The sequence below is a fragment of the Flammeovirga sp. SJP92 genome (assembly GCF_001583495.1).
Classification (GTDB): domain Bacteria; phylum Bacteroidota; class Bacteroidia; order Cytophagales; family Flammeovirgaceae; genus Flammeovirga.
This window is the reverse complement of the sequence record NZ_LQAQ01000018.1, coordinates 341,619-358,826: the sequence shown is the minus strand read 5'-3', so window position 1 is coordinate 358,826 and position 17,208 is coordinate 341,619. Positions and strand designations below refer to the sequence as shown.

16 protein-coding genes are annotated in these 17,208 nt (G+C 35.0%); 4 read left to right on the top strand and 12 right to left on the bottom strand.

Annotation, left to right across the window (positions count from 1 at the left end):
• Positions 1–347: 347 nt before the first annotated feature.
• Positions 348–599: a hypothetical protein gene (locus AVL50_RS05255; protein ID WP_062615421.1), complete on the top strand. Its 252-nt coding sequence runs from the start codon at positions 348–350 to the stop codon at positions 597–599.
• Positions 600–702: 103 nt separating this feature from the next.
• Here the strand turns inward: AVL50_RS05255 and AVL50_RS05250 are convergent, their stop codons facing one another.
• Complete coding sequence (locus AVL50_RS05250) at positions 703–2,340, bottom strand: sulfatase (protein WP_063850543.1); 1,638 nt, start codon at positions 2,338–2,340, stop codon at positions 703–705.
• 428 nt (positions 2,341–2,768) lie between these two features.
• On the opposite strand from AVL50_RS05250, the gene AVL50_RS05245 reads away from it, so the two are divergent.
• Entirely contained in the window at positions 2,769–4,400 is a 1,632-nt protein-coding gene (locus AVL50_RS05245; RefSeq protein ID WP_062615420.1) for a sulfatase, read from the top strand.
• Between the two features lie 134 nt (positions 4,401–4,534).
• Here the strand turns inward: AVL50_RS05245 and AVL50_RS05240 are convergent, their stop codons facing one another.
• The 9 genes from AVL50_RS05240 to AVL50_RS05200 form a co-directional block, all read right to left on the bottom strand.
• Positions 4,535–5,134: a superoxide dismutase gene (locus AVL50_RS05240; RefSeq protein ID WP_062615419.1), complete on the bottom strand. Its 600-nt coding sequence runs from the start codon at positions 5,132–5,134 to the stop codon at positions 4,535–4,537.
• 197 nt (positions 5,135–5,331) lie between these two features.
• Positions 5,332–5,706, bottom strand: coding sequence for a hypothetical protein (locus tag AVL50_RS05235; RefSeq protein ID WP_062615418.1), 375 nt, complete (start codon positions 5,704–5,706; stop codon positions 5,332–5,334).
• Between the two features lie 392 nt (positions 5,707–6,098).
• Positions 6,099–6,722: a TerD family protein gene (locus AVL50_RS05230; protein WP_062615417.1), complete on the bottom strand. Its 624-nt coding sequence runs from the start codon at positions 6,720–6,722 to the stop codon at positions 6,099–6,101.
• 189 nt (positions 6,723–6,911) lie between these two features.
• Positions 6,912–7,472, bottom strand: coding sequence for a TerD family protein (locus tag AVL50_RS05225; RefSeq protein ID WP_062615416.1), 561 nt, complete (start codon positions 7,470–7,472; stop codon positions 6,912–6,914).
• Between the two features lie 111 nt (positions 7,473–7,583).
• On the bottom strand, positions 7,584–8,285 hold the full coding sequence (locus tag AVL50_RS05220; RefSeq protein WP_062615415.1) for a hypothetical protein: 702 nt from the start codon (positions 8,283–8,285) through the stop codon (positions 7,584–7,586).
• 115 nt (positions 8,286–8,400) lie between these two features.
• The gene (locus AVL50_RS05215) at positions 8,401–9,213 is read right to left on the bottom strand and encodes a patatin-like phospholipase family protein (protein WP_062615414.1); all 813 of its coding nucleotides are present in this window, start codon (positions 9,211–9,213) and stop codon (positions 8,401–8,403) included.
• A gap of 291 nt (positions 9,214–9,504) precedes the next feature.
• Entirely contained in the window at positions 9,505–10,836 is a 1,332-nt protein-coding gene (locus tag AVL50_RS05210; RefSeq protein WP_062615413.1) for a 1-acyl-sn-glycerol-3-phosphate acyltransferase, read from the bottom strand.
• An 11-nt stretch (positions 10,837–10,847) separates the two neighbouring features.
• Positions 10,848–11,690, bottom strand: coding sequence for an exonuclease domain-containing protein (locus AVL50_RS33285; RefSeq protein WP_063850542.1), 843 nt, complete (start codon positions 11,688–11,690; stop codon positions 10,848–10,850).
• 194 nt (positions 11,691–11,884) lie between these two features.
• Positions 11,885–13,435, bottom strand: a complete 1,551-nt coding sequence (locus AVL50_RS05200; protein ID WP_062615436.1) for a bifunctional response regulator/alkaline phosphatase family protein — start codon at positions 13,433–13,435, stop codon at positions 11,885–11,887.
• Between the two features lie 317 nt (positions 13,436–13,752).
• Between AVL50_RS05200 and AVL50_RS05195 the strand changes: the two genes are divergently transcribed.
• A complete protein-coding gene (locus AVL50_RS05195) occupies positions 13,753–14,970 on the top strand; it encodes a hypothetical protein (RefSeq protein ID WP_062615412.1) in 1,218 nt (405 codons plus the stop codon).
• Between the two features lie 122 nt (positions 14,971–15,092).
• Positions 15,093–15,386 carry a Dabb family protein gene (locus tag AVL50_RS05190; RefSeq protein WP_062615411.1) on the top strand — a complete coding sequence of 98 codons (294 nt, stop codon included), beginning with the start codon at positions 15,093–15,095 and terminating at the stop codon, positions 15,384–15,386.
• Positions 15,387–15,457: 71 nt separating this feature from the next.
• On the opposite strand, the gene AVL50_RS05185 is transcribed toward AVL50_RS05190, so the two are convergent.
• Both AVL50_RS05185 and AVL50_RS05180 read right to left on the bottom strand, forming a co-directional pair.
• On the bottom strand, positions 15,458–16,159 hold the full coding sequence (locus AVL50_RS05185) for a hypothetical protein (RefSeq protein ID WP_157491149.1): 702 nt from the start codon (positions 16,157–16,159) through the stop codon (positions 15,458–15,460).
• A 178-nt stretch (positions 16,160–16,337) separates the two neighbouring features.
• Positions 16,338–17,045: a phosphoadenylyl-sulfate reductase gene (locus AVL50_RS05180; RefSeq protein ID WP_062615409.1), complete on the bottom strand. Its 708-nt coding sequence runs from the start codon at positions 17,043–17,045 to the stop codon at positions 16,338–16,340.
• Between the last annotated feature and the right edge of the window lie 163 nt (positions 17,046–17,208).

Genomic DNA, 17,208 nt, shown 5'->3' with positions numbered 1-17,208 from the left:
ACAGGTTATATTTTTAATGATGGAGAGGTACTGCACTCAAATAATATAAATAATCCTTTATTCATAGCGAAGCTCTTTGATAATTTCCAAAAGGGTAAACAGCATTTTAGTTTTGATTTTAAAAATGGAAAAGGAGATTCTGAGAATGTGATAATTCATTTTTAGAAGATAGAAGAATATTGAATGTACAAGAAAATTCTTTAACCCGGACTAGCGCAAGTGTTCAGCGAAGCGTCACTTGTGCTTACAATTGTAATAAGTCTAAAGACTTATAGCAAGACCAGTCAGCACTAAAAGTCTACAGACTTTTTCAGATATAGGTCCAAGTCACGCTTTCAGCTTAAGACTTGAACCAGTTTCGAGATTATGCATTTTATTTCTCTGATTCTAGTTATAATAAAGCCTACTTTTTAGATCATCAGACAGGAAAAAAGACAGGTTATATTTTTAATGATGGAGAGGTACTGCACTCAAATAATATAAATAATCCTTTATTCATAGCGAAGCTCTTTGATAATTTCCAAAAGGGTAAACAGCATTTTAGTTTTGATTTTAAAAATGGAAAAGGAGATTCTAAGAATGTGATAATTCATTTTTAGAAGATAGAAGAATATTGAATGTACAAGAAAATTCTTTCACTAAAAAAGCAACCCCCAAAGGAAGTTGCCTTTTACTTACAAGATTGTTATAACTGTACTCTTACTATTTTGAATATTTGTTATGTTCGTATACGCGCCCGATGCGTACATCTGTTTTTTTCATCATATCTTCTTGAGTGTCTTCTTGATACTCGCTTTGAACCGCTAAAAGACGCTCTTTCAATTGAGCTGTGATTTCTTCATAACCTGCTTTTCCATAGAGGTTGTTAAGCTCGTTAGGGTCGTTTTCTAAATCGAAAAGTTCCCAATCGTTGGCTCTCCATTCATTCTTCGCCACCTCAGGGTTGTAATAGAAATGGATCAGTTTGTACTTTTCAGTACGGATACCATAATGAGGTAAAACGTGGTGCCACCATGGGAATTCGTAGTAGTGATAGTACACTGCATCTCTCCACTTGTCTTCCTCTTTTCCTTCTACAATATTACGGAACGACTTTCCTTGAATGTCTTCTGGAATTTCAACACCTGCGAAATCAAGTAATGTTGGGGCGAAGTCCACGTTCATGGCTAATTTGTTAGAGACCGTTTTTGGTTGAATATGATTTGGGTAGCGGATTAAGAATGGCATTTTGAAAGACTCCTCATACATCATTCTCTTATCAAACCAACCGTGTTCACCTAAATAGAAACCTTGATCAGAAGTATAAATCACGATCGTATTTTCAGCTAATCCAGATTCATCTAAGTAGTTTAATAACTCACCAATATAGTGGTCCACACCTTTTACACAACCCAAGTACTCTTTCATGTACTTTTGGTATTTCCATTTCTTCAAATCCTGACCTTTTAATGTATCATTTGGCGACCAAGGTTCTTCGTTATTATTTCCGTATTTGTACCAAGCATTGATTTCTTGCTTAAACATTGCGTCAATATTTTCAGGATGTACTTTTAAATCCTTTCTGTTTAAGTTTCTTTCGATCGTTTGCCAAGTGTTACCTGCCGCAACTTTTCCTTCATAAGTATCATTGAAAGTTTCTGGCTCAACGATTTCAACATCATCAAATACATGCTGGAATTGTGGATCAGGGTCCCAAGGGCGGTGAGGTGCCTTGAACTGATACATCAACATAAATGGTTTCTTCTGATCACGACCTCCCGTTAACCACTTTTTAGCATCTTCCCAAACTTGTCTTGAAGAGTGAAAACGAGTTTCTTTAATGGTATCTTGACCGTTTTCTAGGAAAATAGTGTTAAAATAAGTACCCTGACCGCCATGATTGATCATCACTTTAGAGTAATCAAATCCAGTTGGAACAGTGCCTAAATGCCATTTTCCAATTACAGCCGTTTGGTAGCCTGCTTTTTGTAATAGCTTAGGGAATGTTTGTTGAGAACCATCAAAATCACCACCGCTCTCATTTTTAAAGAAACCATTTTTATGACTGAACTTACCTGTTAATATGGCCGCTCTAGAAGGACCACAAATAGCGTTTGTACAAAATGTATTTTGCATAATCATCCCTTCATTGGCTATACGGTCAATGTTAGGAGTAAGGTCAGGAAATTGTTTTGCTAATCTTCCACCATAAGCACTAATGGCGTTGGTGGCGTGATCATCACTCATGATAAATATGATATTTGGTTGAGCGGTCTCTTCTTGAGAGCTATTTACTTTGGAGCAACTTCCCAGCGAAAGAAGTCCAATCATAAATGGGAAAAAAATAAGTAATCTTTTCATCTGATGATATTCAACTTAAGTACTAGGGCAAAAGAAAAATGTCAGTTCACTTTTGTTCTGGTACAAATAATAAAATGAATTATAATCAATTCATTTCTTTAAAAAATTTAGAGTGTACTTCCTGTTCCAAAAGTACCTATGCAAAAGTACTTTGATACACTGTTATTATAGTTGAATAATGATTCTTGTAGGTGTGGAAATAGTTCATAAAAAAAACATGAAATAAATGTAAACAACTGATATTCAGTTGTGATTGTTATTGACGTGTGCAAAAACACAAATGCAAACGTTTTTGAACAGTTTTTCACCCTCCTCAAAAGAATGAATCACTGATATTTGTAGAAACAATATCGGAATCACATCATGTGAATTCAGGTTTTTAACCAAAAGACTTGAGTGTCTACCCAGAATAGAAATTAGTATTGAGTATGAAACAAAGTGGAACATTAATGCTATTACTCTTATTAGCATTGTCAACGATAGCACAAAATCAAAGACCCAATATTGTTTGGATCACTTTTGAAGATATGAGTCCTTTGCTTGCTTGTTATGGTGATTCAACGGCTCATACTCCAAATATCAATTCATTGTCTAAAAACAGTAAAGTTTTTAATAATGCGTTTTCTACCGCGGGTGTTTGTGCTCCGAGTCGATCTGCCATTATTACGGGTATGTATCCAACTTTTTTAGGGACAAACCATATGCGAACAGGCAGAGACATCATGGGTGAGAGTAAAGGAGTTTATAGTAAAAACAAAAATGTGACAGATAAAGAGGGCAATAATGTTATAGAGTATAGTGCCGTTATTCCTCATTATGTAAAGTGTTTTCCAGAGTATTTGAGGGAAGCAGGATATTATTGTACCAACAATGCCAAGACAGATTATCAATTTGCTTCACCTTTTACAGCTTGGGATCAAAATGATACAAAAGCACATTGGAGAAATAGAGAAGTAGATCAACCTTTTTTTGCGGTATTTAATTTTAATGAAACGCATGAATCGAAATTATGGAAGCACAATCATCTTCCTCTCACCGTTTCACCTCATAAAGTAAATGTTCCTGACTATTACCCTGACACTACTGAAGTAAGAAAAGACATCGCAAGAGTGTATAGTAATCTTGAGTTATTGGATAAAAGAGTGGGGGAGATCATCGAGCAATTAAAAGAAGATGGGTTGTATGACAATACTTATATTTTTTTCTTCTCTGATCATGGCGGACCGATGCCAAGACAAAAACGTGAAGTGATTTCATCAGGGGTGCATGTTCCCTTTATGATAAAATATCCTCAAAATGCGGCAAAAGGTTACAGTGAGCAAGTGGTGAACTTTATTGATTTAGCGCCAACGGTATTAGAAATGGCAGGGGTGAAAGCTCCAAAATATTTACAGGGGACAAGTATTCAATCTCAAAAGAGAAAGTACTCTTTTGCAGCGAGGGATAGAATGGATGAGCATACTTCTGCAAGAAGAAGTGTGACAGATGGAAAATACCTTTATGTAAAGTATTTATATGAATTGCCATCAAGCTATCAAGATATAGAGTACAGAAAAAATGTACCTACCATGCAAGTCTTATTAGAATTGAAGGATCAAAAGAAGCTTCCTGAAGGTCAGATGAAATGGTTTGTTCCTGTCAAAGAATTAGAAGTGTTATATGACTTGAAAAATGATCCTGATGAATTGTATAATGTGATAGGAGATACACAATTGAAAGAGGTAGTGAAAAGAATGAGAGGGGCAATGAATAAATGGCAAAAAAATATTAAGGATAGATGCTTGGAAGCAGAAGCAAAAATGATTGAAGAAATGTGGCCTAATCAAGAACAACCTCAAACCGCTGATGTGGAATACAAGGTGAGAAATGGCAAATTACATTTAGCATGTGCTACTCAAGGAGCTTCTATAGGTTATCAAAAAAATGACGAAGAGTGGGCGATATATAGTGAACCAATCAATATTAAAGCAACAGATTCAATAACAGTTATGGCAATTAGAATAGGGTATAAAACTTCAAATAAGGTATGTGTGACTCCTTATTCTCAACGTATTTTTTAGTAATAGAAATAAGAAAAACAGGTAGATTTTTTTAACCTGTAGCTGTAAAATTAGTGTGTGTGACTTACTTATACTGAAAAAGCCATCTAGGAGTATTCCAAGATGGCTTCTTTTTTATTTTTGATAAGTGCTAATTACTTAGCCGCTTCAAATCTTTTTGCAACTTCTTCCCAGTTTACAACATTCCAGAATGCAGAAATGTAATCAGGACGACGGTTTTGGTAGTTTAAGTAGTAAGCGTGCTCCCAAACGTCAAGACCTAAGATTGGTGTTCCACCGCACTCACCTTTCATTAATGGATTGTCTTGGTTTGCAGTTGAGCAAACTGAAACAGTACCATTGTCTACACATAACCAAGCCCAACCTGAACCGAAACGTGTAGCAGCAGCGTTAGCAAAAGCTTCTTTGAAAGCATCAAAAGAACCAAATGCAGCATCAATAGCAGCCGCTAAGTCTCCTGTAGGAGCACCACCACCGTTTGGTGATAAAACTGTCCAGAATAAGTTGTGGTTGTAGAAACCGCCACCGTTGTTTCTTACAGCACCTGATAACTCGTCAGCTGAAAGTAAGTCTTCGATAGACTTGTCAGCGTCAGCAGTACCTTCGATAGCTGCGTTTAATTTTGAAGTATAAGCAGCGTGGTGCTTAGAGTGGTGAATTTCCATTGTACGAGCGTCAAAGTGTGGCTCTAAAGCATCGTATGCATACGGTAACTGAGGTAATTCGAATGCCATTGTAGTAAGTTTTTATTGTTATGAATAATATTTTTCGTTTTCAAAAAAGATGATATATCGCAGTTTTGGTGAGATAGATCATTTTTTTCATTCGCAATTAACACAATAAACTCTAAAAAGTGAATTAAAATCCGATCGAAAAAAACTATAATTCGATAAAATTTATTGATATGCGTTAAAACGTCAGAAGCTGTTGATTAAAACAGTCGTACTAAATTTTCTTTTTCAACGAGTTCTATAATTTTAGAAGTGCCTTTTGAGAAATCCTTGCAGGTCCACTCCCAGGTTTCTTTCATGATCAAGTTGCCGTCAGACTGTTTTTCTGGAATGGAAATACATTTTCCTGTCATGATTTCATCATTGGTGTTGACGTGTTGATAAGTAAACTCCAAAGAACTGTCTTCTTTGACAATTCCTGTGATTGTTCCCATTCTGATATTGGTGCCGTAATAGGTAGCCCAGATTACATCACCACCTTGTCGATAATGGAAAAATGTTTCATTGTCAACTTCTCCATTTTCGGAGTTTGAAATAGCCTTAAATCGCTTGTTGTGGTAGTTGATTCGTTCCATTGTAATAGTCAAAAGTTTAAGTGGATAAGGAATAGTACTACAGTGTTAGCACTCCCTATATTTTCATAAAAAGAAGGTAGTTGTATTGTAAACTAATTGGTTGTTAGTAATAAACGGAATTAATTGGTTCATTTCTAATCACTATAAATAGTTTACAGTGTACATGTGTAGTAGATCGTTACCTTCAATATTTTTAGTGTCATTGAGTGATAAAGACAATCATTATTTTCATAAGAGATGTTTTAAACAAGCTCTAAAAAAGGAGAGAAGAAATGCTACAGTACTGTATCACTCTTCCCTCATCTCTGATAGGTGTCTTTATAATTAACTTTCTATCAAAATTCATTTCATTTCATACTTGTCATGATTTTGAGAAGAAAGTGCAGGCAAAATTAAGAATATTTTACCTGTAAATATTTGATCGTTCCTTCTATATCTCTTGAACGGATAGGTTCTCCTAAAGCTTCAAACTTCCAGTTGCCTTCAATCTTATAAAGGCGTCCCATAATCATGGAAACATATCCGGCAAACTCAGAATTGGAAGAAAGGTTGAACGTTGCAATCAGGTCATTCTTAGTATAAATTCTCACTTCAGAGAAAGGAATCGTTGCAAAATCCTGCTTTTTGTACGAATTAAGGTACAAGAAAATCTGATCCACTTCCTGAGCTACCTCATTGAGATGAACCTGAATAGTTTCATTGTCCAAACCGTCATTTTCTTCTGAATCTCCTTCCAAGTCATCTCCAGTATGTGTTACAGCACCGTCAGGAGAAACTAATTCGTTATAATAGACTGTGTAGATCTCGTTCATTTCCTTATCGAAAGCACTTATACTTGCGTCAAGGTCAACGTTAACTTTATTGTTCAAAAGCCCAAAAAGGACTTTTTCTTTGATAGCACCCCAGTTTACACCTACTCTGACATAGTCCAGCGTATTGCCATCTTTTTTGAGAAGGGAAATTTTACTCCCTTTCGATAATGAAATTCCAGTTTTTTTCTTTAGAGATGTACTCATTGGTCAAATGATATCTTAGTTTATGAAGAGCCTTTGTGTTTGCTTTATAAGAATAAAGGCGAAATTAATTTGAGCAAAAGTTTTCAGATGGTATTAGAAGGAGTTTTTTCCAGTCTACGATTGTTATGAAACTAATTTCGCCAGTTTACTTAATTAAGAATAAAGTTCGGCCTATAAATATGTGCAAATTTAAGCATAAAGATCCACATAACCTTGAAGCCCAATCTTAGAGCCTTCACCAGCGGCAATAAAATGCCATTCTCCGTTCGTTTTTTTCAAACGCCCAAATTCCATATCCGTGATTCCTGAATAGTTTTCATCCAAATTGAATCGAACAATTTCCCTTTGCGTGTCGATGTCAACAATACGGATATAAGCGTTTTGAAGCATGCCGAAATGATGTCTTAGTACTTCAGCATTATGAATGGAAGCCACAAATACCATTTCTTCCACCTGAGGAGAAATTTTTGACAAGTGAGCCAGAATCATTTCGTCGTCACCGTCACCTTTTCCGGTTCTGTTGTCACCCGTGTGTTCTACACTGTTATCTGGCGATTTTAGGTTATTGAAGAAAACAAAGTATTCGTCTGCGGGCAGTTTACCACTTCCGTTGATCATGAAAACAGAAGCGTCTAGATCTAGGTTATTACCAGGCACCATATCCCAACCTAAGCCTACCATAATTTTGTCGAGGCCTTTTTCGTTTTTTGTGAGGTTAAATCGGTTCCCTTTTTTAAGAGAAATACTCATAATAAAGCTGTAATGTATTAATAAAAGTTTGTTTATAGAACGACAGAACTTCTCTGAAGTTGTTTATATTCTTAAATATATTTATTAGAAAATGAATATTAGAATTGCGGACTATTTTTTATTGAAAAAATCATCGATTTTTTTCTCTTGAGATGTCTGTTGCTTTGTTTTTGAGAAAAAGGAATCGATCAAGCTTTCATTATTTTTTTTAGGGGCAGATTTGCTCTCTTTTTTAGGTTCTATTTCATCAAAAAATTGCTGAATTTTCTCTTCTGATTCGTCTGCTTCTTTTGTTTGTTCTAGTGCAAGATCAATTTCCATAGAAAGCAATTCTTCTTCAGAAGTGAAATCATCCTGTTCTTCTTCATTGAATACATCATAAAGAAATTTTTCCACATCAAAAGCATCACTTTGATGATTAGATTTGATGAACATCAACTGGGTAGAGACTTTTTCTTTTTGAACTTGAAGAATGGAAATTTTTGACGACGTATCAAGTAATCTTATTTCTAAATCTTTTACTGATTTAACATAATGATCCCTCTCTTTCTTTAACGTATTACCATAATTGTTCAACTCCATGGCTTTTGAACGTTGCTCATTTCCAATTGCAGCTTTTATATCAAACTGATTTTTTTTGATATGCTTCTGAATGTTGTCCGCTTTGCCCTGAAGTGTCAAAACCTGAGATTTTAGAGACATCTGCAAATGATACAAGTGTTCCGCCTCTTTTTCTAAATGTAAAGAAATGTTTTTTAAAATCTCTTTGTTTGATGATTTATGATGAATAAGTTTTTTGATTCTACTCCACATCACAGTAACTTGATAAGCTTAAAATAATATTTGACTACTCGAGTAAGTAATTACCAATATACTTACATTCGATCATTTTTTGTAATGAAATGATCTTCAAACTGCTTTTTCACCACTAAATTTCCCTTAATTCTTTTCTTAACTGTATAAATTGATCATGATACTTGGCCGCTTCATCGTAACCTACTTCCACAATTTCAATTAATTTTTCAGGGTCCGTGTCAAAAGTATTATAATGCACAAGGTCTTGAGGAAAAATATGAATATCACAATCGTCCAATTTTTTCAGCTCTGCTTTATCACCTTTGAGTGACAAGGCTCTTAAAGTAATTTTCTGAATATTATTCAATTCTTCTTTCTCGTATTGGCGAATAGGAGACACATAAACACCAATGATTTTTTCACACTGATCTCTTAATACATCTACAGGAAAGTGGTTTAAAATTCCACCGTCACTGTAAAGCTGATCGCCAATTTCCATGGGCGAAAACACAAAAGGGTAGGCAATAGAAGCTAATATAGCATCGGTAATGGAACCTGAAGTAAATATTTTCTCTTCTGCGGAAAGCATATTGGTGGCCACAACTGAAAGCTCCTTTTCACAGTGTCTGAAATCATCATCAGGGAAAACTTTCAGAAGGTCTTTCTTCAGTGTTTTGGGGTCTACAATTCCTCGGAAAAGTACATTCGATTTGAAAAAGGATCTTCTTTCCCAATCAAATAGATCTGTAGTCAAAAAGAACTCCTGTATTTGTGTTAACGGTATGCCATATGCGTACATACTGCCAATGATGGATCCCGCACTTGTACCGGCAACTGCATCGGGTACTATACCCAATTCTTTCAAGTAAAACAACACACCGATATGTGCCAGCCCTTTGGCACCTCCTCCCGAAAATACAATTCCTAACTTATGCTTTTTTGCCATTTATATTGATATGATAAGGGTTAGGTTGAATGAATTTCTATTACTTATACTGCTTTAAGTACAAATTCAAAATTATCTCATACTAATTCTATTTATTGTTTTGCGATTACTTCCTTCAAAAAACTTTTAATAGAACCACTATTAATACGTTTTTTAGCGTTGAATTCTATTTATTGTTTTGCGATTACTTCCTTCAAAAAACTTTTAATAGAACCACTATTAATACGTTTTTTAGCGTTGTACTCACAAAAAATAAATTAGAATTAACTCTGATTTATTTTTGACTTAGTACTAATTGATAATTAAATCAATAGCATCAATAATACTCTTTCTTTCTTCTTTGATAGACTGATAAGTCGTTTTGTTTTGTTTGGATAACAAAAATACTCTCCAATCGGATACAAGGAAGTTCAAATAATTATTGAAAAAATACGAAGCATAGGTGAAAAATGGAAAAATCAGCATTACCAAGAAGTAATACCAAGGAAAACCACCCCATAAATAATAAGCCATCATCAGGTAAGTAAAATAGAAGATAGGAAAAATGACACCGCATAACGCAATCAAATTCGCACCCCAGACTTCCATTTCATTAGAAGATTTCAAAGCAATAGACTTTGAAATTTTATAAGGAATTTTATTCAAAACCCAATTGACGCAATGGAAGGGCAATACAAGTATGGCTACAATTGATCTGAAAAAAAGAGTCCACAAGCTTTGATGCGATTTTCCATTATTCCAGAACGTTTCATCTTTTATTTTCTGCTTCTTCAGTAAAGCACTGTAGTTTTCAATCTTTTCTTTGATGGTGTTGAGTTGATTTTCGGAAAGTTCTTCTAGAAAGTCCAATCCTTTGTTGAGGTAATGGAAATAATCTTTCAAAGATTGTTTTCTTTTAAAAGGAGTAGTTTCGGTGTACATTGTTACCGACTGAATAAGTGGAGCTTCAGCTTCCAGATTAGGAAGCGTAAAGTAGCTTTTCAGTATTTCTTCTTCAATTTTTTTTGTGATTTCCTGAGCGGTTTTACCACTGTTGCTTTCATAATCCTCCTTGTATTCATTGGCTTTAATTGGGTCTCCAATTTCAATACTAACACTAGGAAATACGCTGCCAATATGTGTATAGTTCAACGCTACAGGTACGATATGTACATTCAGTTGGAATTGATTGGCTACCTCAGTTTCCAAAGCGATTCTTGCAGTACCTGATTTCAAGCCTCTTAATTTTCTTTCCCAAATGCTGGTGCCTTCAGAAAAAATAAGAATATCTCCACCTTCTGTCAATGTGTTGATACAGTGTTTGAACATGTCTTTATTAGAAAAGGGTTGTCCTTTAGGAACATCCTGCTTTCGTACCACAGGGATCATGTTCAGCTTTTTAAAGAACCATTTGTTGAATTTTCCTTTAAAAACAGTGGATTTAGTGATGAAATAGAGTGGTTTGTTGTAACTGCATCCAAGTACTAATGCATCAATATACATTAGCGGGTGAGTGACAGCAAAAAGGATAGGTACATCTTTGGGAATTTTCTCCCACCCCGTTTTTTCTACTTTGTAAAATACCAGCTTTAAGTAAACATATTTCACAAAAAAACGAATGGTTTTGTATAATAGGTTGCCCATTAGGAATAGTGTTAGTTATGATTTAAAACAGCGAGGATATCTTTCAGTTCCTCTTCTTTAAGTATTTCAATATTCTTGCCGCTTGCATTTAAGTTTCTGACTTTCTGTAATTTTGAAGGTCCGGGATCCGTTCCTACAAGAACAATGTTAGTGAGACCTGAGATATTGGAATTGATTTTAGCTCCTAATCCTTTGATGATAGTGGCTAATTCCAATCTTTCCCAAGCATTAAAAATACCAGTGATCACTACTTTTTGTCTGTAAAAAGGACTGTCGGGATCTGCATTCTCAAAATCAGGTTTCAAAATATCACCAGAAAGCTGTGTGCGGTAAGGAGGATTTGACTTTTTCTTTTTGAAAGGATTTTTCTCGAAAATGGGCAATTCTTTTTCAGAAATACATTCCAGATATAGCTTTGCACAAGCTTCAGCATCTGCCAATGCATTGTGATGATTCAATGCCCAACCGTAAGTGTAGCAGACATCGTCAAGTGCTGCTCCTGTAATTCGGTAAGTGCAATCATATTGGAAATCAGGCACATCAAGATCATACAATTCTAATGTTTGTTCTAAAGCTCCAACATCAAAACCAGCATTGTGTGCTACAATCAATTGCCCATCGATATAAGGTTTGATATCATCCCAAACTTGAAAAAAGCTAGGAGCATCTTTTGTCATTTCAGCAGTAATACCATGAATAGTAGTATTGAAACTATGGTAGCGATTATCAGGCGGGCGCACCAAAGTCTCATAACGGTCAATAATTTCACCATTTTTTACTTTGACAATTCCTACTTGACAAATACTCCATCTTGCACCGTGTGCTGTTTCAAAATCTATTGCTGTAAATTCCATATAATTTAATACCTCAAATATCGAATTTACAAAAATCGTCATTATGAAGGAGAATTAATAATGGTTTAGGTCACTTACCTTTTTTCATTAGGAAAGGTTAAGGAGTAAAGAGTAAGTACTTGGACAAAAGCCCATAATTTGAATTATAGACCTTTGAAACAAACTCTAACTTATTGCCCAAGTACTTAGAAGAGTTACTTTTTACTCAGCTCAATAAATGGAATAATCATCTCATCGATAGAAATTCCACCATGCTGGAAAGTATCTTTATAATAACTCACATAATAATTGTAATTATTAGGATAAGCAAAGAAGTAGTCTTCCGTTGCAAAAACATAAGAAGTAGAAACTTCTGTTTTTGGTAAACCAAAGTCTTCTGGGTGACGAGCTACAAGTACATTTTTCTTATTGTAAGAAAGGTTTTTACCTTGTTTGTATCTTAAGTTTGTGTTTGTTTCTCGGTCCCCAATGATTTTGTAAGGTTTCTTTGTTCTTACTGTACCATGGTCTGTGGTGATATATACTTTACAGTTTTTCTCAGCCAACATTTTCAGCATCTCATACAAAGTAGAGTGTTCAAACCATGATTTTGTGATCGAACGGTAAGCCGCTTCATCAGGTGCCAGTTCTCTTACCATATTAGTATCCGTTCTTGCATGAGAAAGCATATCTACAAAGTTGTAAACTACGGCGTTGAATTTTTTATGTAATAAGCTGTTGATCTGATCATTCACCTGCTTGCCTTGAGAAGCTCTGATGACTTTATGGTAGCTGAATTTCTCCTGAATACCATGACGTAGCAGTTGCTCCCCTAATAATTCTTCTTCGTAATTGTTTTTGCTGTCCTCATCATTGTCATTCACCCACCATTCTGGATAAGTAGCTTCAATTTCCGAAGGCATTAAACCAGAGAAAATAGCGTTTCTTGCATAAGCAGTAGTGGTTGGCAGGATTGGACAATAGACTTCCTCTTTGATATTGAAAAGGTCAGCTACTAATGGTTCAATTACCTTCCATTGATCATATCTTAAGTTATCAATCAGGATAAAGAAAACACTCTCTTCGTTCTCTCTTACGTATGGAAAAACTTTTTCAGAAAGTAATTCATGTGAAAGAATAGGACGGTTTTCAGGGTCCTCCATCCAATCAATATAATTGTCTTTTATAAAACGGCAGAAGTTGTGGTTGGCTTCGTTTTTTTGCATTTCAAAAACCTCACCCATACTTCTGTTTTCGGTTTGTGTGATTTCTATGTCCCAGTAAACCAATTTCTTATAGGTTTCAACCCAGTCTTCCCATTCCATATCATTCATAAACGACATCATGATGCTCTGGAAATCTTGTTGATAAGCAGAATTGGTCTTTTCAGAAACTAATTTTTTAGTATCTAAGATTTTCTTGATAGACAGAAGAATCTGTTTAGGATTAATTGGCTTTATGAGGTAGTCAGCAATTTTGGCCCCAATAGCATCTTCCATAATATATTCTTCCTCACTCTTTGTGATCATCACTACAGGTATATTTGGCTTGATCCTTTTGATTTGCTCCAAAGCTTCAAGTCCAGTCATACCCGGCATATTTTCATCTAGGAATATAATATCAAACTCCTCTTCTTCACATTTTTCAATGGCGTCTAAACCACTTAAAACGGGAGTTACTTCATAACCTTTTTTTGTTAAAAATAATATGTGAGGCTTTAGTAATTCTATTTCATCATCAGCCCATAAGATGCGTTGTTGGCTCATATGTTTCTTGTATTTTTTATAGAGTAACAATTTATGAAATTGTCATTCAAATCACACCAATCTTTCACCACAATTATTTTTTTTTAGATTTTTAAAATTTCAGATTCAAATAATCGTTATAAAAATAGGACGTAAAACGAATATTATATATCATAATACAATCGAAACTCTTTCAAAATTGGATTTAGGTTTTGGGGAAGTAGACAAATTATTAATGAGAATAGTATATAATTGTATGCATTTTGTAAGTGCGAATGCAAAAAGCTGTTATTTATTCAGAAAAAAAGCAATACCAAATATTAAATTAACTTTAGCGTATGGAAGATAATACAAGCGCATCATCATCAACAAAATTATTAATTATTATTGGATCGGTTTTCGGTGGAGTTCTACTTCTGACAACGGTCTTCTTTTTTATTTTTAGTGATGACGAAGAAGTAGATCCTCAGTTGGTTTCCATTGATGAGTTTATCAAAGAAAAAGCAATCTGGGAGTTAAATGGTGATGCTGTTGAAGGCAGTGCAGTAGCCATAACTTTACGCTTGCCTAATATGAATATTAAACAAGTTGAAGATGCTGTTGAACGTGCAGATCAGGGTGTAAGACAGGTGGATGCCGATATCAAAAAAATATGGAGTTCTCTTGGCGATGATACAGGTGATTTAGAAAATAGCCTTCGAAACCTGCAGGAAGAATTGTCTGATATGTCTGATATCTATGAGCATACTGAAGTGATTGCGGGACAGATCAATGTTGATGATGCTTCAGGTAAAAGTGGAGCTGTGCAGTCTGCTGTTGCTCGTTTACTTTCGACAAGAGATGGATACATCAGAGATATAAACTTGATGCAGGAAAATATTGATAAAGTATTAAATGTTTTGAACGATGCTAAAAGCCAGAATGCATCTGTAGGAGGTGTAAATCAAGCTATTGAGGAGTTGGAAGTAGCCAATACGAGATTGTTTGAGGAAGGCAGATCGTTATTGAGGACTTTATTTGCATTTGAATATATCTATAATCAGCATAGAAAAGCAGGAGATGACGGTGAAAGAATCGATGTGTTTTACATTGCCTTGCAGGATTACCTTTATGATAAAATTATTGTAAAGCACTCTCAGGATAATTTTTACCGTAAGAAAGGAAAATTTGACAATGTTGTTGCTGAAACTAAAGAACGCCTAGGTTCTTTGGATGAAGTGGTGGCACTGCAGCAAAAAAGAGAAACAAAACTGAATGAGTACAATAAGTTATCAGAACACCTTGGAGCACTGAACGAGCTTTATAGTACCGCAGGAGTATCTATTGCCGCGGATAATTTCTCAAGTATGAATTTTGTAACGGATGATGAATGGGAGTATTCTATTTCTGAAGAAAATGCTCATACACCACTTGTGATTGTTTACCGAGTAGAAGGTACTCCTCTTTCATCGGGAGTTGTAGTGGCTAAGGCATCTTACAATTTATCCTTTGAAAATGAGGATGGAGATGAATTGACTCTTCCGGGCAAAATTGAACATGAAGTGAGTGCTCAATAATAAAATCATAAAGAAAATAATAATACCATAAACCTGATTTGGATGGAATGTAATCATCTGAATCAGGTTTTTAATTTATAGAAAGGTTTCTATTTTTGTAGTGAACAATAAAATACAGACAGATGATTAATCATACAGTACTTTTCAAATTAAAAGAAGAGACAACTGCTACTCAAAAGCAGGAATTAATTGATGCTTTACAAGCTTTAGGTGGAAAAATTGATGAGTTAAAAGAAATTCAAGTGAAGGAGAATTTTTCAGACCGCTCAAAAGGTTTTGATGTAGTTCTTTATTCTATCTTTGATTCCAAAGCAGATTTAGAGTCTTATCAAGTTCACCCAGCACATGTAAAAGTAGTAGGTGAAAATGTAAAGCCCATTTTAGCCGATATACTCGTTGCAGATATTGAATACTAATATTGATATCTAATGCATAAAAAAGCCATTACAACCAAAATTGTAATGGCTTTTTTTGGGAGATTTAAGACTTAGTTTCTACCACCGCCATGGTGACCTCTACCATGTCCTTTACCACCTTTATGGTTCATTCTTTTCATTTGTCTTTTCTCCATTTCATCAGCAATTTCATCTACTGACTTCGAAGGGTCCATTAAGACAAACATCACTGGCTGATAGTGCCCCATCATGCCTTGTCCCATTTTACCTCTTCTACCGTGGCCTTTACCTTTTTTACCATTTCTGCCGCCATTTCCTTCTTTATCTTCAGGCTTATATTTTTCAAAAATGGCTTTCATATCCGTTTTCCACTGTTCCTGCTGTGTTTTTGTAGATGCTTTGATTTCTTCTAAATCAGCCTCATGATTATCTACAATTTCCCAAGCCGCTGTTGTAATATGACGCATTTCTTTTTCCATGGCCTGACGCTCTTTTTTCTGTTCCTCAGTAGGTTCTCCTTCAGGGCGCTTCATTCCTTCCTTCTTCTTCGAAAGAGCATCTAATCTTTCTCTTAATGACACTAATGTTTTCTTTTCAGCATTAGAAAGCTTTTGATCAAACTCTTTTCTGCTTTCAAGAACTACAGGCAGGACTTCCGCTTTCATATAAGCTTTGATCTCTTTGCGCGCCTCTTCTCTTTTCTTTTTCTTGTCTTGTTGTGCTACACTTACAAATGAAAATGTTAACGTTGCCAGAGCAAATAATGATAAAATTAGAACTTTTGTTTTTTTCATGACACTAATGATTAAAAATTGTTTTTGTTTGATTTTGTATACTCCAAAGGTCATGATTGGGATTCAAGAATGACAATGATTTCAACGAATGGCATTCTTTTTTCAACCAACGAAATAAAAAAAGTCCCAAGTGCATTACTTGAGACTTCTTAGTTCCATTGTATTACCAGTTAGTATCTTATAAGCTGGTGTGCAAGCCACATTCAGTCTTGGCTTTACCGGCCCATCTACCCGAACGGTCATCTGACCATAGTGGTTTTGTAGGATCTGCTTTTGCTGTACAAGGTAAGCAACCTACGCTAAAATATCCTTTTGCAATAAGAGAATGTAGAGGAAGTTTTCTTTCATTGATGTATTGGAATACCATTCTTGAATCCCAGTCTAAGATTGGGTGGTATTTGATAACACCATGCTTTGCTTTTTCTTCCTTCTGCATTTGAGCACGTACTGCTGACTGTCCTTTTCTGATACCATTAATCCAAACATCGTTTTCTTTAAGGATATCTTCTAAAGGTTCAACCTTGTTGATATGGCAACATCTGTCATGATGGTGTACATGAAGAGGTTCCCCGTTTTCATCCACTTGTTTTTCAACAGGGATTTTCGACTTCAGGTCTATAATATTTAATCCAAGCTTCTTGGCTAATTGATCTCTAAATTCGATTGTTTCAGGAAAATGATAATTAGTATCTAAAAAATAAACTGGTATATTTTTATCTACTCTGCTGATGATGTCCAACAAAACAACACTTTGAGGCTGAAATGAGGAGCTAGCAAAAATTCTTTTTCCTTCCGAATGATAGATAGCCACCTGCTTTGCGATTTCATCAACTCGCTGATCAAATGATATTGCTGAAGCTTGTGGAATGATGCTTTGCGATGACATATTCTTTAACTTTTATTTAATCTACTAATTATATAGGATAAATGCGAATTAATAAAAGATTATACTTTTTTCAAAATTTTATCACAAAAAAAAAGATTCATTTACTTATAAATGAATCCTTTTTTACTGTATTGAAAGTAAGTTGATTAAATTCTATAACAAC